Annotated in this window: 19 protein-coding genes; all 19 read left to right on the forward strand. The window is 33.9% G+C overall.

All coding sequences use genetic code 11. From position 1 onward, the window contains the following. The first annotated feature begins 5 nt into the window (after positions 1-5). Entirely contained in the window at positions 6-1,799 is a 1,794-nt protein-coding gene (pepF, locus tag AC2UOP_RS03550; protein WP_484832651.1) for an oligoendopeptidase F, read from the forward strand. A gap of 8 nt (positions 1,800-1,807) precedes the next feature. Then, entirely contained in the window at positions 1,808-2,668 is an 861-nt protein-coding gene (cdaA, locus tag AC2UOP_RS03555) for a diadenylate cyclase CdaA (protein WP_019214964.1), read from the forward strand. Continuing rightward, a complete protein-coding gene (locus tag AC2UOP_RS03560; protein WP_484832652.1) occupies positions 2,625-3,872 on the forward strand; it encodes a CdaR family protein in 1,248 nt (415 codons plus the stop codon). Before cdaA ends, AC2UOP_RS03560 begins: the two co-directional genes overlap by 44 nt. Before the next feature lie 189 nt (positions 3,873-4,061). Then, entirely contained in the window at positions 4,062-5,603 is a 1,542-nt protein-coding gene (locus tag AC2UOP_RS03565; RefSeq protein WP_484832653.1) for an ATP-binding cassette domain-containing protein, read from the forward strand. Positions 5,604-5,816: 213 nt separating this feature from the next. Continuing rightward, positions 5,817-6,329: a translation initiation factor IF-3 gene (infC, locus tag AC2UOP_RS03570; protein WP_070599155.1), complete on the forward strand. Its 513-nt coding sequence runs from the start codon at positions 5,817-5,819 to the stop codon at positions 6,327-6,329. 11 nt (positions 6,330-6,340) lie between these two features. Next, positions 6,341-6,532, forward strand: coding sequence for a 50S ribosomal protein L35 (rpmI, locus tag AC2UOP_RS03575; RefSeq protein ID WP_019214968.1), 192 nt, complete (start codon positions 6,341-6,343; stop codon positions 6,530-6,532). A 13-nt stretch (positions 6,533-6,545) separates the two neighbouring features. Continuing rightward, positions 6,546-6,896 carry a 50S ribosomal protein L20 gene (gene rplT / locus AC2UOP_RS03580; protein ID WP_019214969.1) on the forward strand — a complete coding sequence of 117 codons (351 nt, stop codon included), beginning with the start codon at positions 6,546-6,548 and terminating at the stop codon, positions 6,894-6,896. A gap of 69 nt (positions 6,897-6,965) precedes the next feature. After that, entirely contained in the window at positions 6,966-8,309 is a 1,344-nt protein-coding gene (locus tag AC2UOP_RS03585) for a TrkH family potassium uptake protein (RefSeq protein WP_484832654.1), read from the forward strand. A gap of 8 nt (positions 8,310-8,317) precedes the next feature. Continuing rightward, complete coding sequence (locus AC2UOP_RS03590; protein WP_484832655.1) at positions 8,318-8,980, forward strand: potassium channel family protein; 663 nt, start codon at positions 8,318-8,320, stop codon at positions 8,978-8,980. Beyond that, the gene (locus tag AC2UOP_RS03595) at positions 8,970-9,722 is read left to right on the forward strand and encodes a TrmH family RNA methyltransferase (protein ID WP_484832656.1); all 753 of its coding nucleotides are present in this window, start codon (positions 8,970-8,972) and stop codon (positions 9,720-9,722) included. Before AC2UOP_RS03590 ends, AC2UOP_RS03595 begins: the two co-directional genes overlap by 11 nt. A gap of 39 nt (positions 9,723-9,761) precedes the next feature. Beyond that, positions 9,762-10,784, forward strand: a complete 1,023-nt coding sequence (gene pheS, locus AC2UOP_RS03600) for a phenylalanine--tRNA ligase subunit alpha (protein WP_484832657.1) — start codon at positions 9,762-9,764, stop codon at positions 10,782-10,784. A 9-nt stretch (positions 10,785-10,793) separates the two neighbouring features. Next, the gene (pheT, locus tag AC2UOP_RS03605; protein ID WP_484832658.1) at positions 10,794-13,169 is read left to right on the forward strand and encodes a phenylalanine--tRNA ligase subunit beta; all 2,376 of its coding nucleotides are present in this window, start codon (positions 10,794-10,796) and stop codon (positions 13,167-13,169) included. Between the two features lie 11 nt (positions 13,170-13,180). Next, positions 13,181-13,651 carry a cell division protein ZapA gene (locus AC2UOP_RS03610; protein ID WP_106018028.1) on the forward strand — a complete coding sequence of 157 codons (471 nt, stop codon included), beginning with the start codon at positions 13,181-13,183 and terminating at the stop codon, positions 13,649-13,651. Then, a complete protein-coding gene (locus AC2UOP_RS03615; protein WP_484832659.1) occupies positions 13,641-15,716 on the forward strand; it encodes a U32 family peptidase in 2,076 nt (691 codons plus the stop codon). The genes AC2UOP_RS03610 and AC2UOP_RS03615 overlap by 11 nt, the downstream gene beginning before the upstream one ends. A gap of 8 nt (positions 15,717-15,724) precedes the next feature. After that, positions 15,725-18,094, forward strand: coding sequence for an endonuclease MutS2 (locus AC2UOP_RS03620; protein ID WP_484832660.1), 2,370 nt, complete (start codon positions 15,725-15,727; stop codon positions 18,092-18,094). Positions 18,095-18,106: 12 nt separating this feature from the next. Next, positions 18,107-19,801: an arginine--tRNA ligase gene (argS, locus tag AC2UOP_RS03625; protein WP_480019867.1), complete on the forward strand. Its 1,695-nt coding sequence runs from the start codon at positions 18,107-18,109 to the stop codon at positions 19,799-19,801. Continuing rightward, a complete protein-coding gene (locus AC2UOP_RS03630) occupies positions 19,801-21,495 on the forward strand; it encodes a B12-binding domain-containing radical SAM protein (protein WP_484832661.1) in 1,695 nt (564 codons plus the stop codon). Before argS ends, AC2UOP_RS03630 begins: the two co-directional genes overlap by 1 nt. Beyond that, complete coding sequence (locus AC2UOP_RS03635; protein ID WP_484832662.1) at positions 21,455-22,192, forward strand: hypothetical protein; 738 nt, start codon at positions 21,455-21,457, stop codon at positions 22,190-22,192. Before AC2UOP_RS03630 ends, AC2UOP_RS03635 begins: the two co-directional genes overlap by 41 nt. Then, positions 22,192-23,151: a tetratricopeptide repeat protein gene (locus AC2UOP_RS03640; RefSeq protein WP_484832663.1), complete on the forward strand. Its 960-nt coding sequence runs from the start codon at positions 22,192-22,194 to the stop codon at positions 23,149-23,151. The genes AC2UOP_RS03635 and AC2UOP_RS03640 overlap by 1 nt, the downstream gene beginning before the upstream one ends. The last annotated feature ends 705 nt before the right edge of the window (positions 23,152-23,856 follow it).

A 23,856-nucleotide genomic window follows, 5' to 3' on the forward strand; every position in this document is an offset into this window, starting at 1 on the left:
TTAACATGGACGAATTAAAAACAAGGGATCAAATTGAGGAACAATTTAAGTGGGATCTTACAAAAATCTTTGAAAGCGATGAAAAATGGCTTGAAGAGTACGATAAGTTCTCTAAAGATTTTTTAAAGCTAAGTGATTATGAAGGAAAACTTGGTGAAAGCGCAAAGACTTTATTTGAATTTACTAAATTAAAATATGATCTTATTCATAGACTTGAATTAATTTATGTTTATGCAAGCTTAAAATTTTCACAAGACACTACAGATACAAAGAGTCAAGAGCTTGCTGACAAGGCACAATCAGTAGAAGTTAAGTTTTCAACAGTACTTGCTTTTGAATCACCTGAAATTTTAAAGATAGGAAGAAAGAAAATTGAAGAATTTATCTCTGAAGAAAAAGGTCTTGAAGAGTACAGAAAGACTTTTGAAGACATACTTAGATATGAGGCTCACACACTAAGTGAAAAAGAAGAGGCATTATTATCAAAAGCAGGCGATTTATATAGCGCACCAGATGATATCTACCAAATGTTCTCTTATGCTGATCTAAAATTTGATTCAGTTGCAGATAAAGATGGCAAGATGCATCCACTTAGCTCAGGTGTATTCACTAAGCTTCTTTCATCAGATGATGAAGTTTTAAGAAAAAATACATTTAACACATACTACGACAATTATGCTGATCATATCAATATGCTTGCAGCTACATTAAAGGCAGCTGTTAAGAAAAACATTTTTAGAGCAGAAGTTAGAAATTTCAAGAGCGCTAGAGAAGCGGCACTTTTTGCAAATGCTGTTGATGAAAAAATTTATGACAATCTAATCGAATCAGTTCATGATAAAATTCACTATCTTCATAGATATATGAAGCTTAGAAAGAAATACATGGGACTTAAAGAACAACACATGTATGATATATACATGCCAATGCTTAGCAGTTTAAAATTTGAGATAGATTATCCAGAAGCAACTGAAATTATAAAAGAAGCAATTGCTCCACTTGGCAAAGAATATCAAGACATTGCTTATAAGGGATATCACTCAAGATGGGTTGACGTTTATGAAACAAAGGGCAAAAGAGGCGGAGCCTTCTCATCAGGTGTTAAGGGCACTTATCCATACATCTTATTAAATCATAATAAATCAGTTGACTCATTATTTACATGCTGTCACGAAATGGGCCACTCAATGCACTCATACTTAACAAACACAAATCAACCTATTCAATACGCTAATTATAGTATATTCTTAGCAGAGATAGCTTCAACAATGAACGAAACACTACTAACTCATTACATGATTGACAATGCTAAGACTAAAGAAGAAAAATTATATTTCATAGATAATTATCTTGAATCATTTAGAACAACACTATATAGACAAGCGATGTTTGCTGAATTTGAAAATATAATTCACAAGTACGCTCAAGAGGGTGGCACATTAAACGCTGATTTCTTAAATAAAACTTACTATGATTTAAATAAATTTTATTATGGTGAAGATGTAGTTGTTGATGACAAAATCAAATACGAATGGGCAAGAATACCTCATTTCTACTACAATTTCTACGTGTTCCAATACTCAACAGGTATTAGCTGCGCTACAGAATTTGCTAGAAAAGTTCTTTCGAAAGAAGAAGGAGCAGTTGAAAAATATCTTGGCTTCTTATCAAAGGGATCAAGCGAGTATCCAATTGACATACTTAAAGAAGCTGGCGTAGATATGACTAAGAAGGCCCCAATACTAAACAGTTTAGATACATTTAATGAATTTATGGATAAGTTTGAAGAACTTATGTAGGAGGACCTATGTTCGAACAAGTTAAGGATGTATTAGTAAATTTTAAACTAAGCTACCTTGTCGACATCACAATCATTGCCTTAATAATATATCAACTATATAAGCTTGTTAAGCAAACAAGAGCTGAGCAGCTAACAAAAGGCTTCTTGGCCTTGCTTATAGTTACCAAGCTAAGCGACGTTTTTCACCTATATACACTTAGGTGGTTAATTGAAAACCTATTCAATGTAGGTCTTATTGCTTTAGTTGTTGTATTTCAGCCAGAATTGAGACGTGGACTAGAGTATATAGGAAGGATGAAGTTTTTTTCTAAATCCATTTCCGAGTTTAAAAAAGAAAATTTTTCAAGAACAGTTAATGAGATAGTTGACGCCTGCCTATCATTATCAAGGCAAAAGATAGGCGCACTTATAGTAATCGAGAGAAAAACTGGTCTTAACGAGATAGTTGATACAGGTACTGACATAGATGGACTTGTATCAAGTGACTTACTTATCAATATATTTATACCAAACACACCTCTACATGATGGAGCAGTAGTTATTAAGAGCGATAAGATTAGAGCTGCTGCTTGTTTTTTACCATTAACAGATAATCAAAACGTTCCAAGAGAATTAGGTACAAGACATAGAGCAGCACTTGGCGTAACAGAGATGAGTGATGCGCTTGCGGTTATAGTATCAGAAGAGACAGGATCCATATCCACAGCAGAAGAAGGCGTTATTTCAAGATACTTAGACGAAAATACACTTAGAGAAAAATTATTAAGTGTTTATTTACCAGAAAGTAGCGAAGAAAAAGCATTATTTAAATGGAGGGCAAAAGATGAAGTTCAAGATGAAGAAGTTCAAGATCAAGAACAAGAATAATATCATTGCAAAAGTAGTCTCAGTCATCGTTGCCATCTTTCTTTGGTACTATGTTATGGGACTTGTCAATCCAGAAGAAACAAGGACATATAGAAATATTAACGTAGCATTTAAAAATATTGAATACCTTAATAACACTAAACTTGTTAATCTTGGACCAAATGAGGCAAAAGTTTCAGTTCAAGTAAAGGGTAAAAAGAGTGAACTTGATAATATTAACGAAAACAACATCAAGGCAGCCATAGACTTTAGAGGCTACGATTCAGGTCAAGTTAGAATACCAGTTAAAGCAGAAATCATCGGCCAATACAATACTTTGCAAGTAACATCAGTTGGCCCATCAGAGGTAATTTTTAATCTTGATAGTGTTGAATCATACAAAAAACCTATAGAGATAAGGCAAAAGGGCGAGATCAAAGAAAATTATGTTTTGTCTGGCTTATCCATGGACGTGGAGAATGTTAAATTGACTGGACCAGAAAGCTATTTAGCAAAGGTAGACAAAGTTATCGCTGAGATAGATTTAACAAACAAGGATAAAACATTTACAATATCAAGTAAATTATATGCGGTAGATATAAAAGATAATCAGATAGATCAAGTTAGCCTATATCCACAAGTGGTTAATATCAATGCACAGATAGATAAAACAAAATCAGTTCCTATAGAAACAGATTTTGTAAGCCATTTGCCAAGTAATTACAAGATAGTTAATATCAAAACTAATCCGCAAAAATTAGTTATCAAAGGCCAAGACGATATCGATGGCATTAGCTCAATCAAGACAGAGAAGATAGAGGTAAGCGATGCAGTTGAGCCAAAAGATGGCGAATTAGTAGTTAAACCAATACTCCCACAAGGCGTTTCACTTCTTGATGATAGTGTAAAAATCACGGTGACATATGAAGTAGAAGAAGAGGCAGAAAAAGAAATTAAAGTGCCTATAGAAAATCTTGAGCTAGTTAATCTAAAAGATGATATGGAGCTAAGAGATACAAATGAAAAATTTATCACAATAAAATTAAAAGGATACAAATCAGTCTTAGACAAGATAGACGAAGAAACATTCAAACTTATGGCAGACGCATCAAACGTAACAATAGAGGGCAAACAACAACTTAGACTTGAGCTAGTAACAGACAAAGAGTATCTGGATTTAATTAACGACACTATTAGCCTAGACTTTGCAATGAAAAACAATTAAAAAAATTAATATGAAGAAAAACTGAGTAAGATCTTACTCGGTTTTCTTTTTATATAAGAAAAATTTATAATAAGTGAATAAAGTATAAAATTTACTAATATATATAATATTGCTTGCAAATTTTTATGGGGGTGGTATAATGGATATAATAATAATTTATTTTGCTAAATCATTACAAGGGAGGATCCTATGAAGTACAAGAAATTTTTTATAATCATGTTTATCTTGATACTGTGTTCATCGATATCAGCACTACTTGCGCCGATATTTATACAGCTATGGAAGGCAAATGGCACGTCACTTGATACAAAGAAGATAGTATTTATAGTTTTACTTATACTTGCATCAAAAGTGCTTACTATATTATTTACAATATTTAGAGAAAAGTTTGCAAAGGAGTATAATAAAGGCAATTTTATTTCTTACATAAAAAACATTTTCAATATGAACTACGATAGCATCATAGAAAAAGGCGCTATGAACTTACTAGAGAGGGCATCGATATCTGTTAACAGCATCTACTCCTTCATGATGAGTGGCTACATACAGATATTCTCCTCACTTTTAGTTGCCTTAGTATGTTTAATTTTAATTGCTAATGTAAATTTGTATTTAGCATTGATAATGCTTTTAGCGCTACCTATAAATTATTTTGGCTATAAATTATTAAATAAGAAGCTAAAGAAAAAGTCTGAAGAGATGCAAAAGAGCACGGGCATGGGATTTCAAGAAATACTTTCTTATGTACAAGAGGTTGACTATGTAAAGCAGCTATCTGATAGATCTGTGATATATAACAAATTAGAGCCAGCGACTGAAAAAGTTTATGGCAGCATGGCAAGGGTCAATGAGTACGCTCAGTCAATGACTGTAGTTTTAGAAGGTATTAACGAGATCATCAAAACACTTTTACTGCTAATAGTTGTTTATGATTACATGGCAAACAGCAGCAGCATTTACTCAATTATACTAGTTACACTAATCTTCCCACTTTACTTTGCTAATGTTTCGACCATAACTAATTCAAATATTGAAAAAAGAAATTTTGATATTGCAAAAGATTTTGAAAAAGAACTTATTGCGAATAAAGAGGCCGATGGCAGTGACGCGATTGATGTGATTAATGATATAGAGCTTGATATCAGTAGCATAAATATCAAGGATATGAAGCTTGATTTTAATGCAAAGGCAAAGCTTAAGAAGGGCGATATAGTTAGAATCAATGGAGCCAATGGTAGTGGTAAGAGTACTTTTGCCAAGGGACTAGTAAAGTTTAGAGACGTTAAGATAATTAAAGTGAATGGCATAGACATTGATAAGTGTAAAAACGAAGACATAAGAGATCGTATTGAATATGTCGTACAAAACGCACCTATAGTCAACGGTTCACTAAGAAAAAATCTTCTACTTGATTTTGATGACGGAAGCCACATAGATTTAACACAAAACCAATTTATTAGATCCATACTTGAAAAGAAATCACTTGACGACGAAATACTTATTGGTGGTACAAACCTATCTGGCGGAGAAAAGCAAAAGATATCATTTGCAAGGTCTTTACTAAAAAATCCAGACGTACTCGTTTTGGATGAGATATGCTCAAACATTGACAAGGAATCGACGAAAGAGATATATGATTATCTAAACAAAACAAGAGACGAAAGGATATGCTTCATCATTAGTCACGACGACTTGACAAGTGGTCTTATTAATGTTAATATAAACGCATAGTATGACTCTAATACCATTGTCATAGTAAAATATTTTTGTAAAATCAAAAAAAGTACTTGACAAATAATCTATATGAGTATATACTATATGAGTAATGAATAATAAAACAAGAAGAAAAATGCTTTCTCACCTTATAACCGGTTGTTCATAAGGTTAATTAATTGTATTGTACGGGCATTTTTTATGCCCGTTTTTTTAATGGAGGTGTAAACAATTAAAGAGCTACTAATCAACGAAGAGATTAGAAATCCGAAGATAAGACTTATTGGTGAAGATGGAACACAATATGGTATTGTCGATAACAGCAAGGCTTTAGAGATAGCAGAAGCTGCTAAGCTTGACCTTGTAATGGTTTCTCCAAATGCTGACCCTGTTGTTTGCAAGGTCATGGACTACGGTAAGTATAGATATGAACTGCAAAAGAAGAACAAGGAAGCTAAAAAGAAACAAAAGGTTATCAATATCAAAGAGATCAGAATGACTCCAAACATTGAAGAGCATGACTTAAATGTCAAGGTTAGAACTACACAAAAGTTTATTCAAAATGGGGACAAGGTTAAGGTATCCGTTCGCTTTAGAGGTAGAGAGATGGGACATACTGAGCTTGGTAGAGAAGTTCTTGATCAATTTCTTGAACTATTAGGTCCTGAGGCTATGGTTGAAAAAGCACCAAAGTTAGAAGGAAGAAACATGTCTATGACTGTTATTCAAAATAATAAAAATTAGGAGGAATACAAATGGCAAAGATGAAAACACACAGAGCGTCTGCTAAGAGATTTAAAAGAACTGCTTCTGGTAAATTAAAAAGATTTAAAGCATACAAGGGTCACTTAACAGGAAAGAAATCTGCTAAGAGAGTAAGAAATTTAAGAAAAGGATCATTAGTATCAAAGGGCGATCAAAAGAGAATCGACTCTATGGTAATGTAGTAGGAGGATAAATATGGCTAGAGTTAAAAGAGCAGTAAATGCTAAAAAGAATCATAAAAAAGTTTTAAAACAAGCTAAAGGATATTTTGGCGCAAAGAGCAAGCTATTTAGAACTGCTAACGAAGCAGTTATGAAGTCACTTAGCTACGCATATATTGGTAGAAAGAACAGAAAGAGAGACTTCAGAAAACTTTGGATAGCTAGAATTAACGCTGAATGCAGAGTAAACGATATGAGCTATAGCAAATTTATCGGTGGTTTAAAGAAATTAAATATTGACATAAACAGAAAAATGCTTTCCGAAATGGCTATTCATGATAAAGAAAGCTTTAAGAATTTAGTTGATATGGCAAAGAATGCTTAAAGTTCTCAATTTTGGGAACTTTTTCTTTTCTATATAGCAAAAATTCTTGATTTGTAGTAAAATATACTTATGGAAATAAGAAAAAAATTATTTAAAGACAAATTGAACCCGCCACAAGTTTTGGCACTGGGTTTTCTATCCTTAATACTTATAGGTAGTATACTTTTAAATCTACCTATAGCTTCATCAAGCGGCAGCTCTATTGGCTATGTAAACAGTTTATTCACATCAGCATCGGCTGTGTGTGTAACTGGCTTAACAGTTCTTAATACTGCTAGGGACTTTACGCCTTTTGGTCAAGTCATCATCATCACTTTGATACAATTTGGTGGACTTGGTATAATGACTTTAGCTACTGTTGGCTATATCATTATGGGCAAGAAAATATCTTTTAAAGAAAGACTTATGATTAAGGAGCAACTGAATACTGAATCAATACAAGGTATAGTTAAGCTAACCAAAAAGGTTATCGGCTACACTTTCTTTCTTGAGATGATGGGATCATTACTATTAGCCCTTCGCTTTGTTCCTATGTTTGGCTTTGAAAAGGGCTTAGCCTTTAGCATATTTCACGCGATAAGTGCCTATTGTAATGCTGGCTTCGATATATTTGGCGATTCTTTAATTATATTTCAAAATGATTATTACGTTTTGCTTATACTATCGCTATTAATTATACTAGGCGGACTAGGCTTCACTGTGTATACGGATTTACTAGTTAAGGATAAATTAAGAAAGTTAACTCTTCATTCTAAAGTAGTACTAATCATGACTGGATCATTATTAGCAATAGGTACACTTAGCTTTTTACTATTTGAAAGCACTAATCCTGACACTTTAGGAGCAATGAACTTCCCGACAAGACTTGCAAACTCGTTTTTCCAAAGCGTTTCGCCAAGAACAGCAGGCTTCTACTCTGTAGATATGTCTAAGATTAGGGAGACAACTATATTCTCAACGATAATGCTTATGTTTATAGGAGGTTCACCTGGATCAACAGCTGGTGGCGTTAAGACAACAACATTTGCCTGTCTACTCCTTACAACTATATCAGTAGTTAAGGGCGAGGATGACGTCAACTGCTTGAAGAGAAGGTTACCTTTCGAAACAATAAAGAGAGCTGTATCAATATTTTTAATTGGCCTAGCTATTGTTTTTTCAACAGCTATCATACTAACAATTACCGATAGCTCTTTAAAGTTTATCAACCTACTTTTTGAGTCAACATCGGCCTTTGGCACAGTTGGCTTAACTACAGGTATAACTGATAAGCTTAGCACTCTTGGAAGACTTGTAATTACTCTAACTATGTATATAGGTAGGGTTGGACCGCTTACTATGGCATACGCTTTTGCCAAGAGAAACAAAAAGAGAGACTTTAGAAACGCACCAGGCAACCTAATGGTTGGATAGGAGGATATATGAAATCATTTGTAATAATTGGACTTGGAAGATTTGGTATGGCTCTTTCGAAGGAGCTTTCAAGGATAGGACACGAGGTCTTAGCGATAGACTATGACCCAGCTTTAATAAGTGAAGTGGCTGACTACGTTACTCATGCTGTTGAAGCTGACGCTAAAAACGAGATGGCTCTTAAAGAGATAGGTCTATCAAATTTTGACGTTGCTGTTATAAGTATTGGCTCTGACCTTGAAGCGAGCATCATCGCGACACTTACTTGTAAGGAGCTTGGCATTAAAACTATAATTGCTAAGGCAACTAGTGAATCACACGGCAAAGTGCTATCAAAGATAGGTGCAAGCAAGATTATATTCCCTGAAAGAGATATGGGTACAAGGCTTGCACACAACTTGACATTCAAAAACATCATTGATTACATCGAGCTTTCTAGCGAATATTCAATCGCCGAAGTAAAGATACTTAAGTCCTGGATAGGCAAGTCCCTACTAGAACTTAAGCTTAGAAATATTTATGGCGTTAACGTTATTGCTATTAAGAACTATGACAATATTGATGTCTCACCAAAACCAGATGAAAAACTTAAACAAGGAGATGTTTTAGTTCTTCTTGGTCAAGTTGATGATATAAGTGCCTTGGAAAAGGACTCTCAAAATGAGCAATAGTCTGATCACATCCAAGGACAACAAAATTTATAAATTAATCAATTCCTTAAAGAAGCCCAAATATAGAAAGAAAAATTCTATGTTTATTCTTGAAGGAAGAAGATTGGTTTATGAGGCTATAGAACGCTCTGCGTCTATAGTGTACATAGTTATTAACGAAGACTTTGACGATGAATTCATATCTGATAAGTCTTATGAAATTGTTAAAATCGAGAATAATTTATTTAAAAATTTACAAGATACAGTTACATCTCAAGGCATAATCGCAATTTGCAGAGAAAAATTAGATGAAGCCTATGATTTTGATGAAAAAACAGTTTTATACTTAGAAGATATTCAGGATCCGGGCAATTTAGGGACAATAATTAGAAGTGCGGCATCATTTGATGTGAAAACATTAATATTATCAAAAAATTCCTGCGATGTGTATAATGAAAAAGTTTTACGCGCATCCATGGGAGCCATATTTTTAGTTGATGTTCACTATGAAGATTTAAATATAATAAATACATTCAAAGAGCAGGGCTACAAGGTTTACTCAACATCGCCAAGAGGCAAGGCCATAAGCTATACTGACGAAAAGGCTTTTATACTCATGGGTAATGAAGGAAGCGGTTTGACAGAGGAAGCGTTTAAGATGAGCGACGAGACCATCACTATATCTAACACTGGCAAGCTTGAATCACTTAATTTAGCTGTAGCAAGCTCAATTATCATATATGAAAGATATTTAATGCAATAGTAGCAATATGTGGTATAATATAAATATCGGAGGAAGCATATGAAAGAAGAACTATTAAAAATTAAAGACGAAGCCAAAGCTTTGATTGAAAAAGCTGAGGATTTAAAGAGCTTAGAAGATTTAAGAGTTAAATTTTTAGGCAAGAAAGGTGATTTAACAGCCATACTTAAGATGATGGGCTCACTATCACCTGAAGAAAGACCTGTTATGGGTCAACTTGCTAACGAAGTAAGAGAGGACATTGAAGCTCTTCTAAAGAATAAATTTGACGACTTAAATGATCTTGAAAGGGAAAAAAGATTAGATGAAGAGACTTTGGACATAAGTATTGATAAGGATTTAGTTTCACTAGGACACGAGCATCCACTAATCGAGGTTAAGGAAAAACTTGAAGATTTATTTATGAGGATGGGCTTTAAGGTTATAGAAGGACCTGAGATTGAAACTGTTGAAAATAACTTTGATTTACTTAACGCACCACAAGATCACCCATCAAGAGATATGTCTGATACTTTTTATATTGATAAAGAAAATTTGCTTAGAACACAAACATCGCCAGTACAAATTAGAGCGATGAAAAAGTATGGAGCACCGCTAAAGATGGTTTCTTGCGGAAGAACATTTAGGTTTGATGATGTTGATAACACTCACTCACCAATGTTTTATCAAATGGAAGGACTTGTAGTAGGCGAAAATATTTCTCTAGCGAATTTAAAATTTACTATAGATCAATTTGTTAGAGAACTTTTAGGTGAAAAGATACAAACTAGATATAGACCGCATCACTTCCCATTCACAGAGCCAAGCATGGAAGTTGACGTTACTTGTCACAAGTGTGCAGGAGAAGGCTGTGAATTTTGCGGAGGAACTGGCTGGTCCATGGAATTACTAGGCTGCGGCATGGTGCACCCAAATGTACTTAGAAACTGCGGCATAGATCCAAAGAAATACTCTGGCTTTGCATTTGGTTTCGGAGTTGACAGAATCACTATGGTTTCGTATGGCATCAATGATATAAGATTGCTTTATGAAAACGATCAAAGATTTTTAGATGAGTTTTAGGAGGACGATATGTTATTACCAATTAGATGGCTAAAAGATTATGTAAATATTGATTGCGACAATAAAAAACTAGCTGAAGACATCACTTTGACAGGTTCTCACGTAGATGGAATCGTTGACTCATTTAAAGGCCTTGAAGGTGTTATAACTGTTAAGATTAAGCGCATAGAAAAGCATCCAGATGCTGATAAATTAAGAGTTTGCTATGTTGATGATGGCACGAGTGAAATTGTCATAGTAACTGCTGCACCAAATGTAAAAGAAGGCGACATAGTGCCACTTGCTACAATTGGGGCAATAATTGCTGGCGGAAACAAGATTGAAGAGCATGACTTTAGAGGAGTAGTTTCTTATGGTATGTTCTGCTCATTAGCTGAGCTTGGCTATGATACAAACGTAATCAACAAAAAAGTAGCTGAAGGAGTTTTAATTCTTGATGAAGATACTCCTATAGGCAAGGATATTAGAGAAATACTTAATTTAGGAGAAAAAGTTTTAGATATTGAGATTACACCAAACAGACCTGACTGCTTAAGCGTTTTAGGCATGGCAAGAGAAGCGAAGGCAACATTTAATAAAGATTTGAAAGAGCCTGAGTATAAAGAAGCAAAAGACTCTGATGAAATTAAAAAATATATTAAAAATATATCTATCGATACAAAAGACTGTTTAAGATATTATGCAAGAGTCGTAAAAGATGTAAAGATAGCTCTTTCTCCACTTTGGATGCAACAAAGACTTATGGAGTCAGGTGTTAGACCTATTAACAATATAGTCGACATTACAAATTATGTTATGCTTGAACTTGGCGAGCCGCTTCACGCGTTTGATGTAAATACTATTAAAACAAAAGAAATTCATATAAAAAATGCAAAAGAAGAAAAATTCACTACACTTGATGAAATCGAAAGAGATTTAAAGTCTGAAGATATCGTTATAACAGATGGAAGCGAAAATCTTGCTCTAGGCGGCATCATGGGCGGACTTGACTCATCCATTACAGACACAACTGAAACTATCATGCTTGAAGGAGCAAGCTTTAATAGATCTCAAATCAGATACACATCAAAGAGACTTGGCCTTAGAACAGAAGCTTCAAATAGATTTGAAAAAGGCATTTCTCCTTTAATGTCGAAAAAGGCAGTTGATAGAGCTGCTTATCTAATTGAGCTATTAGGCGTAGGTACTGTGGTTGATGGTTACTATGATATTGTTAATTACGAAGAAAAAGACGAAGTGATTAAGTCTGATCCAGCTAGAGTCAATAATTTACTTGGTAGTGATTTAAGTGTTGAGACAATGCTTGATAATTTATCAAGACTTGGCATTGAAACAAAATATGAAGACGGCCTTTTAATTTCAAAGTCACCATATTACAGAACTGACCTTGCAATTGAAGAAGATATAGCTGAAGAAGTTGGCCGTATCTATGGTTTCCACAATATCGAAGCAAAACCTATCAAGTCTGAAACATCAGTTGGTATGCTTGATTACAAGAGACAAATCGATAAGCACATCAAGACATTGCTTATAGGACAAGGCATGGATGAGATACTAACTTACTCATTCATCAGTCCAAAGAATTATGATGCACTTAATTTAAAAGAAGATCATGAATTTAGAAAATATATTGAATTAATCAATCCACTTGGAGAAGACTTTAGGGCGATGAGAACAACACTTATTGCTAATATGCTTAAGGTTTTATCACTAAATATCAACAACATGAACGAAAAAGGTGCTTTCTTTGAATTTGGAAATACATTTGAAAAAGAAGGAAGTAAATATATTGAAAACAAGACTATGTCCGTAGGTTTCTACGGTTATGGTGACTTCTATATGATTAAAGATATTTTAGTAAAGATACTAGAAGGACTTGCTATAGAAGGATATGAAGTAAAGAGAAGCACAGAAACAAGCATATTCCACAAGGGTAGAAGTGCAGACTTCTACATTGGTGTTGAGAAATTTGCAAGCCTTGGTCAAATTGATTACGCTGTTTGCGATAATTTCTCCATAAAAACAGATGTTTATGTAATGGAGCTTGATTTAGAAAAGATATATCCACTAGTTAATCTAGAGAGAAAATATGTTAAGATAAATAAATTCCCAGCAGTTAAGAGGGACTACGCCATAGTTTTAGATGATAAAGTGCCATTTGGAGACGTTAAGAATGAAATTTTATCACATGGCTTTGATATCGTTAAAGATGTACAAATATTTGACATTTACAAATCAGATAAGCTAGGAGCTGACAAAAAATCATTAGCTTTCAAGATAAAATATCAAGGCGAAAAAACTCTTAAAGATAAAGATATACAAAAGGTTGAGAGCGAAATTTTAGCTTCACTTGAAGAAAAATTTGCTGCCATCTTAAGAAAGTAAGGAGGTAGGACATGCCAGAGAGAGTAACCGTTCATATAAACGGCAGAGATTTTAATATTCGTTCGGAGTATGATGAAAAGTATGTTTCAGACATCGCATACTATGTTAATAAGTTAATAAAGGATCTTTTAGCTAATAATCCAAGGCTTGACTCGCTTATGGCAACAACCCTTGCGACTGTCAATGTTACAGATGAATTATTTAAAGCACAAAAAAAGCTTAGCGAGTATGAAAACACTCCTATAAATAAGTCGGCGGAATACATGGACCTTAATGAAGCTTATCAAGAAGCTCTTAAAAAGATAGAAAAGCTTCAAGAAGAGCTTAATAACAAGGCGGACGAACTTGTTAAGACTAAGCTAAATACAGAGGATCTTTATCAACAGCTTAGCCGCATCAAAGAAGGAACAAGTCAAGACAGTGACTCAAAAACAATAAAAAATAATAACAAGAAAAACAATAACAATAATAATGTTAAATAAAAAGACAAAAGTACTAAGCCCTGTCGGCACCTACGAAGCGTTCATTGCAGCGCTTAAAGCAGGTGCTGATGAGGTTTATTTTGGAAGTGAAAAATTTAACGCAAGGCGCTTTGCAAAAGGTATTACAGATGACGAGATAAAATCTATGATAGAGCTAGCAAAGCTTTATGATATCAAACTTTGCATGACAGTAAACATTATTTTAGATGATAAAGAAGTAGTCGACGCACTTTTTTTGATAGAAGAGTATAGAAACATGGGTGTCGACGCCTTTATCATTACTGATCTTGGTTTAATATCACTTGTGAAAAAATATTTACCAGATGTCGAGGTGCATGCATCAACACAGCTAAATATAGCAAATCTATCGAGCCTTGACTGGGCTATTGAGAATGGATTTCAAAGAGCGGTTATAGCGCGTGAAAAAGACTATAGATTTTTAGAAAAAGCATCTGAAAAAGATATAGAGCTCGAAGCCTTTGTTCATGGAGCACTTTGCTATGCAGTTTCTGGTCAATGCTTAATGAGCTCACTCATAGGCGAAAGGTCTGGTAACCGCGGCACATGCGCACAGCCATGCCGTAAGATGTATGATGTTTATAGCGAAGGAAAATTATTAAAAGAAAAAATTTACGCTATATCTGAGTATGATTTAAACACTTTAGATTCAATCGATAAACTTGTGGGCCGTGTTGACAGCTTAAAGATAGAGGGCCGCATGAAAAATCCGTCTTATGTTTATCTTATAACTAAGCTATACAAGGATAAAATTTTAGGTGTAGAAAACACTCATAGACCTGACGAAGTTTTTAATAGAGGCTTTACAAAGGGTCATATATTAAAAGATGGCATGGACAAAATGCTGGTCAAAGAGAAAAAGCATTTTGAAGGCGGTTTTGAGCTAGAAGATTTTTCATTTACAAAAAAAGATATAAGTTTTGATTTAAAAGCAAAAATTGGCGAAAAAATAATTTTAACCCTTAATTATATGGATGAAGAACATATTAAAGAGTCTGAATACATAGTGCAAAAAGCAAAGACAGCTTCACTAGATAGAGAAAAAATTATTGATCCAATCATTAAGACTGGAAAAGATTTTTTAAATGTTAGAGAAGTGAGATTAGATGTAGATGAAGATGCCTTTATACCGGTTAAAGAGCTTAAATCCTTAAGAAGAGAGCTTATAGACGAGCTTTTAAAAAAAGATTTTAAGGGCGTTAACATCAATACCAAGAAAAAAGATATCTTGGCTCCGTATGACAATAAAAAGAATAATAAGCAAAAAATTATTCTTAGAGCGTCATCTTATAAAGACCTTGATGGAATTGATATAAACAAGGCTGATACGCTTAGCTTATATCTAAATAAAGATAATATTAATTTTTTAAGTAAAATAAATATCAATAAAGAGGTTTATACATCAAACGCAGCGAGCGACGAAGACATTGATGAGTACTATGATTTAATTAATGAATATGGTAAAAATATTGACTCAATCGAAATAAGTGAGCTAGGTGCATACCAAAAGTTAAAAGACTTTAATAAAAAAATTTATGCTTCATATATGATGAATATTTTTAATTCAGAAGCCGCTAAATACATGAGTGAAAGCCATTTATCGGGCTTTACATACTCACTTGAGATGAGCTTAGCACAGATGGAAAAAATCATGAACTATGGTCTAGAGACAAGGCTATTTACTTACGGATATCCTGTCGTGATGATGAGCAAGGCTTGTCCACTAGCAAATATTAGGACTGATTGCGATCAAAGATGCGAGACTTGTCCTATAAACAAGGCAAATGAACTAGTTTATGAGGATAAAGAGCGTTTCATTTTTACTCGTGAAAATAATTACACAAAGATTTATAACTCGCAAAAAATTTTTATGCTAGACAAGATGGACGACATAAAAAAATTAGGGCCAACATGTATTATCATAGACCTTGACAATGAAAATGATAAGAAGAAAATTAATGAATATATTGATAGAATTAATAATGGAGATGGAATAGACGCGATAGAAAGTTTTACTAGAGCACATTACTACAAAAAAGTTTTATAGGTGAATAAATGGACAAAGCACTCAAAGTTTTAGAATATGACAAAATAATAGAAATGCTACTAGACTTGACTCAAGGGGAGCTTGCAAGAGACTTGGTAGAAAATCTTGAGCCGTCAAATGACATAGATGAGATAAGGCGCATGCAAGAGGAAACATCAGAAGCCTACAGGGTTTTAGTGAGGTACGGAGACATAGATTACTCGGCTGCATCACACATAAAGCATCTTGTCTCAAAGGCAAGTCTTGGATCCATGTTATTTATAGAAGATTTATACGATATAATGCAAAACATCTTCTTAGTAAGCTCAATTAAGAGATATTTAAAAACATCTATAGAAGATGAAAATTTAAATTTAAATCACTTAAGAAAGCTTTATGATAGTCTAGCTTCACTTGATGATCTTAAGAAAAAGCTTAGCATGACCATAGTATCAAGAGATGAAGTTGCGGACAGCGCTTCGAGCACTTTAAGAAGTATAAGGCGTAGCAAAAAACTTAAGAATCAAGCGATAGAAGATAAATTAAATTCATATATAACTAGTGATAAAACAAAAAAATATTTACAAGATGCCATAGTTACCATGCGCGAAGGAAGGTATGTAATTCCTGTTAAAAATGAGTACCGATCAAGCGTTGAGGGCATGATTCACGACATATCTCAAAAGGGATCAACAGTTTTTATCGAGCCGATGGCAGTCGTTAAACTAAATAACGAGCTAAGGGAGCTTGAAAACGAAGAGAAAAAAGAGATAGAAAGGATACTTTATGAGCTATCAAGCGAGGTCTCTGAGTACAAGGCCTATCTTGAAACGAATGAAGAAGCTTTAAAAAGCATTTCATTTATATTCGCAAGAGCAAGGCTCGCTAGAGAGATGAGGGCGACAGAACCGATACTTAACGATAAAGGTTATGTCAATCTAAAAAATGCAAGGCACCCATTGATACCGAAAGATAAGGTAGTGCCAACAACGCTTGAACTTGGAGATGAGTACACATCGCTTATAATCACAGGACCAAACACAGGCGGTAAGACAGTTAGCTTAAAGACAGTTGGACTTATTACGCTGATGGCAAAGTCTGGATTAAACATACCATGCGATAATAATTCATCGGTAGCGGTCTTTGATAGAGTCTTTGCTGATATAGGCGATGAACAATCTATAGAGCAGTCGCTATCAACATTTTCTTCGCACATGAAAAATATTGTTCATATAGTTGAAAATGCCGAGTATAATGATTTAGTTTTATTTGACGAACTAGGCGCAGGCACAGACCCAACTGAGGGAGCGGCCCTTGCCATATCCATATTAAAGCTCTTTAGAGAGAGAAGAATCAGGACCATGGCGACGACGCATTACTCACAAATCAAATTTTATGCGCTTACGAGCGAAGGAGTGAAAAACGCGTCGATGGAGTTTAACGTCGATACTCTTTCGCCAACATATAGGCTCATCATAGGCATACCGGGCAAGTCAAATGCTTTTGAAATATCTAGAAGGCTTGGTCTTGATCAAAGTATCATTGATAGCGCGAAAGAGCTTCTTAATGAGAACGATACTCGCTTTGAAGATGTTCTTAAGGCCATCGAAGAAGATAGAACTGATATTGAAAATAAAAGAATTAAGATAAATGAAGAGAGTGAAGAGATAGAAAGGCTTAAAGAAAAACTTGAGAGCAAGAATAAAAAGCTTGAAGAAAGACAAGAGGCCATCATTAACAAGGCAAAAGAAGAAGCAAGAGAGATAGTTAAGAAAGCAAAGAACGAGAGTGCTTTCATCATAGATGAATTAAAAGATATCTCATCTTTATCGAAAAAAGAGGACAGACGAAGGCTTCAAGAGGCGAAGGACTATCTAAGGGACCTTGAAGATGAAAATAGATTAAAGATAAAAGACAATAAAAAGCGTACAAAAGAAATTCCGAAGGACATCAAACTTGGCGAAAGTGTTAGAATCATTAGCATAGACAAGTTTGGTGAAGTAGAAACACTTCCTGATGAGAAAGGTGATTTAAACATTCAAGTCGGAATTATGAGTGTTAGAAGCAATATTAAGGATATAGAGCGAAGTGAATCGAAAGAAGAAGTAAAGGCCGAGAAAAAAACTAGGTCCATTAACAAAGCTAAGTCAAAAAATATAAGTTCTGAAATAAATTTAATTGGAAGAACAGTTGATGAAGCGATACTTTTACTCGACAAATACCTTGATGATGCCTATCTTGCAAGGCTTAAAGAGGTCAGAATAATTCACGGAAAAGGTACAGGCACACTTAGAGATGCAATAAGAGAGTATTTACAAAATAGCAAACATGTTATAGAATATAGAGAAGCAGATTATACGGAAGGCGGTTCAGGAGCTACCGTAGCTGTTATTAAGTAGGAGGTAATTATGATAAATTTTAAGGAAAAAGTAAGAGATGCGTTAAGCACAGTAATTGAGGGACTATCTAAAGAAGAGATAGAAAACCTAATTGAAACACCGCCATCGTTTGATATGGGCGATTACGCCTTCCCAGTATTTAGACTAGCAAAAACATATAAGAAGGCACCTAATTTAATCGCTGAAGAGATTAAAGAAAAATTATCACATAATGAATATTTTGACAAAGTAGAAAATGCAGGACCTTATGTAAACTTCTTTATCTGTAAAGAAAAACTTCTAGAAACAGTTTATAAAGAGATAGAAGAAAAAGGTGATATGTATGGTTCATCAGATATGGGTAAGGGCAAAAATGTTATAGTTGAGTTCTCATCTCCTAACATTGCAAAACCAATGCACATAGGTCATATAAGATCAACAGTTATTGGTAACGCTCTTTATCATATATTCAAGCACCTTGGCTATAACACAATCGCCATCAATCACTTAGGCGACTATGGTACTCAATTTGGTATGCTTATAGCAGCTTATAAATTATGGGGCGACAGAGAAGCTATCGAAAAGAATCCTATTGATGAACTTCTTGATTTATATGTAAGATACAATAAGCTTCAAGAGCTTGATCCGGCTGCAAGAGACACAGCTAGAGACTGGTTTAAAAAGCTTGAACAAGGCGATGAAGAAGCAACTGAGATATGGACTTGGATGAAGAAGCTTTCAATAGTTGAGTTCGAAAAAGTATATGATATGCTTGGAATAAAATATGACTCATACAAGGGAGAGGCATTCTACTCAGACAAGATGCCAGCAGTTATCGAAGAGATAAAAGAAAAGAACATAGGCAAGATGGACGACGGCGCATACATCGTTGACTTAAAACCTTATGGACTAACTCCACTAATCATAGTTAAGTCCAACGGAACAACAACTTATGCTACAAGAGACATAGCTGCAGCAAGATATAGAAAGAAAACTTATGATTTCTACAAAAATATCTACGTAGTTGCCAGCGAACAAAATCTTCACTTCCAACAATGGAAGCAAGTTCTTAAGCTTATGGGAGACGAGTGGGCAGATGATTGTATACACGTTAACTTTGGCTTAATCTCATTAAAGGACGGCGCTTTATCAACTAGACAAGGAAGAGTATTAAAACTTGAAGACGTTTTAAACAAGGCAATAGAAAAAACAAGAGAAATTATTGAAAAGAGAAATCCAAATCTTGAAAATAAAGAAGAAGTAGCTAAGATGGTTGGTACTGGAGCAATAGTTTTCCAAGAGCTATTTAACCAAAGAATTAAAGATTACGTATTTGATTGGGATAAAACACTTTCATTCGAGGGAGAAACAGGTCCTTACGCTCAATACACTTATGCTAGATGCAAATCATTAATCGAAAAGAACGGCGGATTCGATCCAGCTAAAGTTGATTTTAATCTAGTTAAAGATGAAGCATACGAAATTTTAAAATATGTTTACGATTTACCAAGAACTATAGTTTTAGCTATGGAAAAATACGAAGCATTCTATATCACAAGAAACATCATCGACATAGCAAAATCATTTAACAAATACTACGCAGCAAATCAAATAATTACAGATGATGAAAAGCTTACAAATTCAAGACTTGCTATAGTTGACATAGTTCAAAAAGCAATTAAAGTAGGCATGAACTTAATAGGAGTACAAACTCCAGATAGAATGTAATGAAAGTCGTATTTGTAGGTATTAACGCAAAGTTTTCACATACAAATATTGCTATAAGATATTTAAACAATGAGCTTAAAGATATGGTAGATTCTTCATTTGAGGAATTTACCATAAACGAGCCTTTGGAGAAGATTGTCTATGAGCTTCATAAGAAAGACGCCGATGTACTTATGTTTTCGTCATACATCTGGAACATTGATCATATAAGAAAAGTTATTAATTCACTTAAAAAGATTAAGCCAAGCTACACTATAGTCCTAGGCGGACCTGAGGTTAGCTTCGAAAAAGAAAGTTTTCTTAGAGCAAATCCAGCCTGTGACTACATAATTTATGGCGAGGGCGAGAGAGCTATGAAAGAATTTATTCTTTATAAAAAAGGCGAGCTAAGTATCGATGAAGTTCACAATCTAGCCTATATTAATGATAATAGATACATTAAAACTGAAGAAGCACCCCTTATCGACATGAAGGATTTAAGCTTTCCTTATGAAGATGAAGAGGCTTTGGAGCATAGAACACTCTATTATGAAGCACAAAGAGGCTGTCCATATAGGTGTTCTTTTTGTTTATCTTCAGCAATAAAAGGTCTTAGATATAAGCCTATAGATTTAGTGAAGATGGATTTAGATAGGCTAATATCTATGAAGCCGTCCATAGTTAAGTTTATAGACAGAACCTTTAACTCAAACGAAGACTTTGCCATAAATATAATCGAACACATTTTAGAAAACAATAAAACGAATACCAAATTTCATTTTGAAATCACTCTCGATAGGATGAGTGATAGATTTTACGAGACTTTAAAGAAGCTTCCTAAGGATATGATTCAGTTTGAAATTGGCCTTCAGTCGATAAACCCGAAAACCCTTAAGGCAATTCAAAGGCACAATGACCTTGAGAGAATAAAAGAGCATTCACAAAAGATTAAGGATTTAGGGACTATACATCAGCATATAGATCTTATAGCTGGACTTCCTTACGAGGATTTTGAAAGCTTTAAAGAATCTTTTAATTATCTTTATGATTTTAAGATAGAAAAAATTCAGCTAGGCTTTTTGAAAATGCTTAAAGGCTCTTTAGTTCGCTCGCAAGAGTTGATTTTTGACTACAAGTATACTGACTATGCGCCTTATGAAGTTTTGAAGAATGAATTTTTATCGACAGATGAAATAATTGAGCTAAAGAAAATTGATTATGTAGTTGACAAAATTTATAACGAAGGAAGCTTTAAAAGGACGCTTGACATACTTGAATCAAAGTATACAAGCCCATTTGCAATGTTTGAAGATTTAGCAAATTTTATAGATAAAAACTTTGGCGTGGATAAAACTATTAAAAAAGAAAATTTATATAGACTAGTCTATGAATTTTTAAAAGCAAAAGACGTTCTTTCAGATAAACTAATTGAGGCTTTAAGCCTTGATTATGCAGTAAACGTTAAATCACAGGCACCGCTAGATTTTATGCCATTTACAAAGCTTAGAGGCGACAAGCTTCATAGCCTTTTAAGAGATGAAGAGTTTAGAAAAACTTATTTATGGCAATATATAGAAGAGAAGAACAAAGACATCGTCAATAAAGTCGCCATCATACTTATGGAGGGAGCGGCATACCTTGTTGACGAGGACGTAGAAAGGATCAGTGATGATTATGTTCAAAGATATAATTTATACAAACACAGAAGCGTTTAAAAGGCTATTTGTAACAATTAAAGACAATTTTTTAGTTTTAATCATAACAATGCTTGGACTATTTGCCTTTGATTATGTGACAAATATAATAAGCATGGCACTTGCTATGGCTTTTGGCGGCGGTTTTACCATTATGCTTATAAGTTTATTTATGTATGTACTTATGCTCTTGAAATTTTCATTTATTGCAAGTCTTTTGTCAAGAATAGTGGAAGGCGAAAAAATAAGTTTAAATAGTATTTTTTATGGATATAAATACTATCTAACAAAGCTAATTAACTACGTTTTTATAACATATTTGTTTGGCTTAGCCTTAGATATGATTTTTAAAACAGGCTCCTTTTACGATCCGTACCAAATAGACCATACTTTATTAATTCAAAAAATGATAGTGAATTTAATTGCCATTTTCATTTTTAACGCATCATTTGAGACGCTTTATCAAACAGGAAATAATAGCTTTGCCATATTTACTTATGGAGCGAAATTTTTTGCAAAGAACTTTCTTCAATGGTTATTCGCGGCAATACTATTGATGCTTGCGCTTAACAATGATATATTTGCGGGTACTCTTATCTTAAGAAAACTAGTTAGCTACGTTTTATTGCCAATCATCTTTATATATAGAGGCCACCTATTCAAAATACTTGACAATTCATCAATGCGAATGAGAGCATTCAGAAGGAGAATGAACTAATGAATATAGATAGCTTTAAATATTTATTAAGCGAAATATTTTTCATAGACTTAAAAGACGAAAGAGGCGCGTTTAAGAAAAATGTTGATTATCCAGTGCTTATCAAGGACATGAGAAATATTGTAAAAGAGAATAAAGAAGACATAGATGTAAAACTATTTTTAAAGGCCATGCCAATAGTTTTGGCACTTGATAATAATTTTAAACACAAAAGTGCTTACGAAGATGTAATCAAAACTGTAAAAGATTTTGATAAGTTTTTGCTTCATGAAGCCTTAAATGAAGATACAGACATAGAGATAAGACTTATTTATGCCCATTATCTTAAAGAAAATTATGACGATATAAATTATGTATATTTATATGTCTCACTACTTGAAGAAAAATACAAAGACAAGGCCATTGACGAAGCTATAGAAATTTTTGAAAATATATATCTTAATAATAAAGAAGCAAAATACGCTTTATACAAGCTAGGCTATTACTATAGATTTAAAAAAGATTATATCAGAAGCAAGGCATACTTTGAAAAATATCTGAAGCTTGAGAACGAGCTTGAGAAAAAAGAAGAAGTAGAGGGCGTTTTGAGCCTTGACTATGAAGAGTATAAAATAGAACTAGCAGAGTACTTTATAGGCGTGAAAAAATTTAAAGAAGCATATGATATATTGATTCAAAATATTGATAATGCTAAGGACGACAGAGTTTTTTATTACTTAAGCGTTGTGATGACCATGACAGGCAATTTCAAAGAAGCGCTTGACTACGCGATAGAGGCAAGCAAGGACAGACAGAGCGCTCAGTACATGGATCAGCTTGCGATATCAAACTACAATAGCGGCAATCTTGACAGTGCCATCGCTATACTTGAAAAGCAGATAAAGAAAGAAGATTATACTCCGAGCACCAAAGAGTATTTAGAGAAGATGAAAGAACAAAGAGATATGATGAATAAATAGATGAATAAATAATAGATGAACCCTCATTGACGAGTAAGTCGGTGAGGGTTTTAGTTTGTGAGAGGCCATGATCTATGATGAGACAAAATTTCTATTCTTTCTTGTTCAAAGTGCGCCTGAGGCTCGTTCGTTTTCTTGACAACGCTCGAGTACATTTGTACGGTTAAGTCCATGCACCAAGAGAACGAGTGTTAGCGATGTTAGATTGGCCATGCATGCCTTATGCCAGAGTTTACAAAGGTATGGAGCTTAGCGAACATAGCTTTGATTAAACTTACGGCCAAGCTTGACAAAAATCTCCACTTCGCCTCATCCATCACTTTACTCCAAGAAATAATTAGAAATTTGGAATAAGATATATTGTAAAATAACGAGAGTAAGATGCAAGTTATATGTAATATAATAGTGTAAAGCGAATGGCTTGACAGCTATATAAAGTGGAGTGTAAAGTTATGGTTAAACAATTTTAAAAATAATTTAAAATTGTTTAACTTTTTTTTAAAAAACCCTTGACAAAGTAAAAAATAAATGGTAGAATGGATAAGTCATCTGGAAAGACCAGAGGGCAAGCAAAACTGAATAAAAGTGAAAAGAACGATTTAAACCAATCAATTTTTTTATTGATAAATAATTTCGAATTTAAGAGCCAAGGTTAACTTGGGATTAAATAAACCATTTAATCGAGAGTTTGATCCTGGCTCAGGA

This window comes from Fenollaria sp. (assembly GCF_057222035.1).

Coding starts and splice junctions, on each gene's coding strand:
- AC2UOP_RS03620 (WP_484832660.1), top strand. CDS start 15,725: ATGGACAAAGCACTCAAAGTTTTAGAATATGACAAAATAATAGAAATG.
- pepF (WP_484832651.1), top strand. CDS start 6: ATGGACGAATTAAAAACAAGGGATCAAATTGAGGAACAATTTAAGTGG.
- AC2UOP_RS03595 (WP_484832656.1), top strand. CDS start 8,970: ATGAGCAATAGTCTGATCACATCCAAGGACAACAAAATTTATAAATTA.
- AC2UOP_RS03565 (WP_484832653.1), top strand. CDS start 4,062: ATGAAGTACAAGAAATTTTTTATAATCATGTTTATCTTGATACTGTGT.
- AC2UOP_RS03640 (WP_484832663.1), top strand. CDS start 22,192: ATGAATATAGATAGCTTTAAATATTTATTAAGCGAAATATTTTTCATA.
- AC2UOP_RS03615 (WP_484832659.1), top strand. CDS start 13,641: ATGTTAAATAAAAAGACAAAAGTACTAAGCCCTGTCGGCACCTACGAA.
- pheS (WP_484832657.1), top strand. CDS start 9,762: ATGAAAGAAGAACTATTAAAAATTAAAGACGAAGCCAAAGCTTTGATT.
- AC2UOP_RS03630 (WP_484832661.1), top strand. CDS start 19,801: ATGAAAGTCGTATTTGTAGGTATTAACGCAAAGTTTTCACATACAAAT.
- AC2UOP_RS03610 (WP_106018028.1), top strand. CDS start 13,181: ATGCCAGAGAGAGTAACCGTTCATATAAACGGCAGAGATTTTAATATT.
- cdaA (WP_019214964.1), top strand. CDS start 1,808: ATGTTCGAACAAGTTAAGGATGTATTAGTAAATTTTAAACTAAGCTAC.
- rplT (WP_019214969.1), top strand. CDS start 6,546: ATGGCTAGAGTTAAAAGAGCAGTAAATGCTAAAAAGAATCATAAAAAA.
- AC2UOP_RS03560 (WP_484832652.1), top strand. CDS start 2,625: ATGAAGTTCAAGATGAAGAAGTTCAAGATCAAGAACAAGAATAATATC.
- pheT (WP_484832658.1), top strand. CDS start 10,794: ATGTTATTACCAATTAGATGGCTAAAAGATTATGTAAATATTGATTGC.
- rpmI (WP_019214968.1), top strand. CDS start 6,341: ATGGCAAAGATGAAAACACACAGAGCGTCTGCTAAGAGATTTAAAAGA.
- AC2UOP_RS03635 (WP_484832662.1), top strand. CDS start 21,455: ATGTTCAAAGATATAATTTATACAAACACAGAAGCGTTTAAAAGGCTA.
- AC2UOP_RS03590 (WP_484832655.1), top strand. CDS start 8,318: ATGAAATCATTTGTAATAATTGGACTTGGAAGATTTGGTATGGCTCTT.
- AC2UOP_RS03585 (WP_484832654.1), top strand. CDS start 6,966: ATGGAAATAAGAAAAAAATTATTTAAAGACAAATTGAACCCGCCACAA.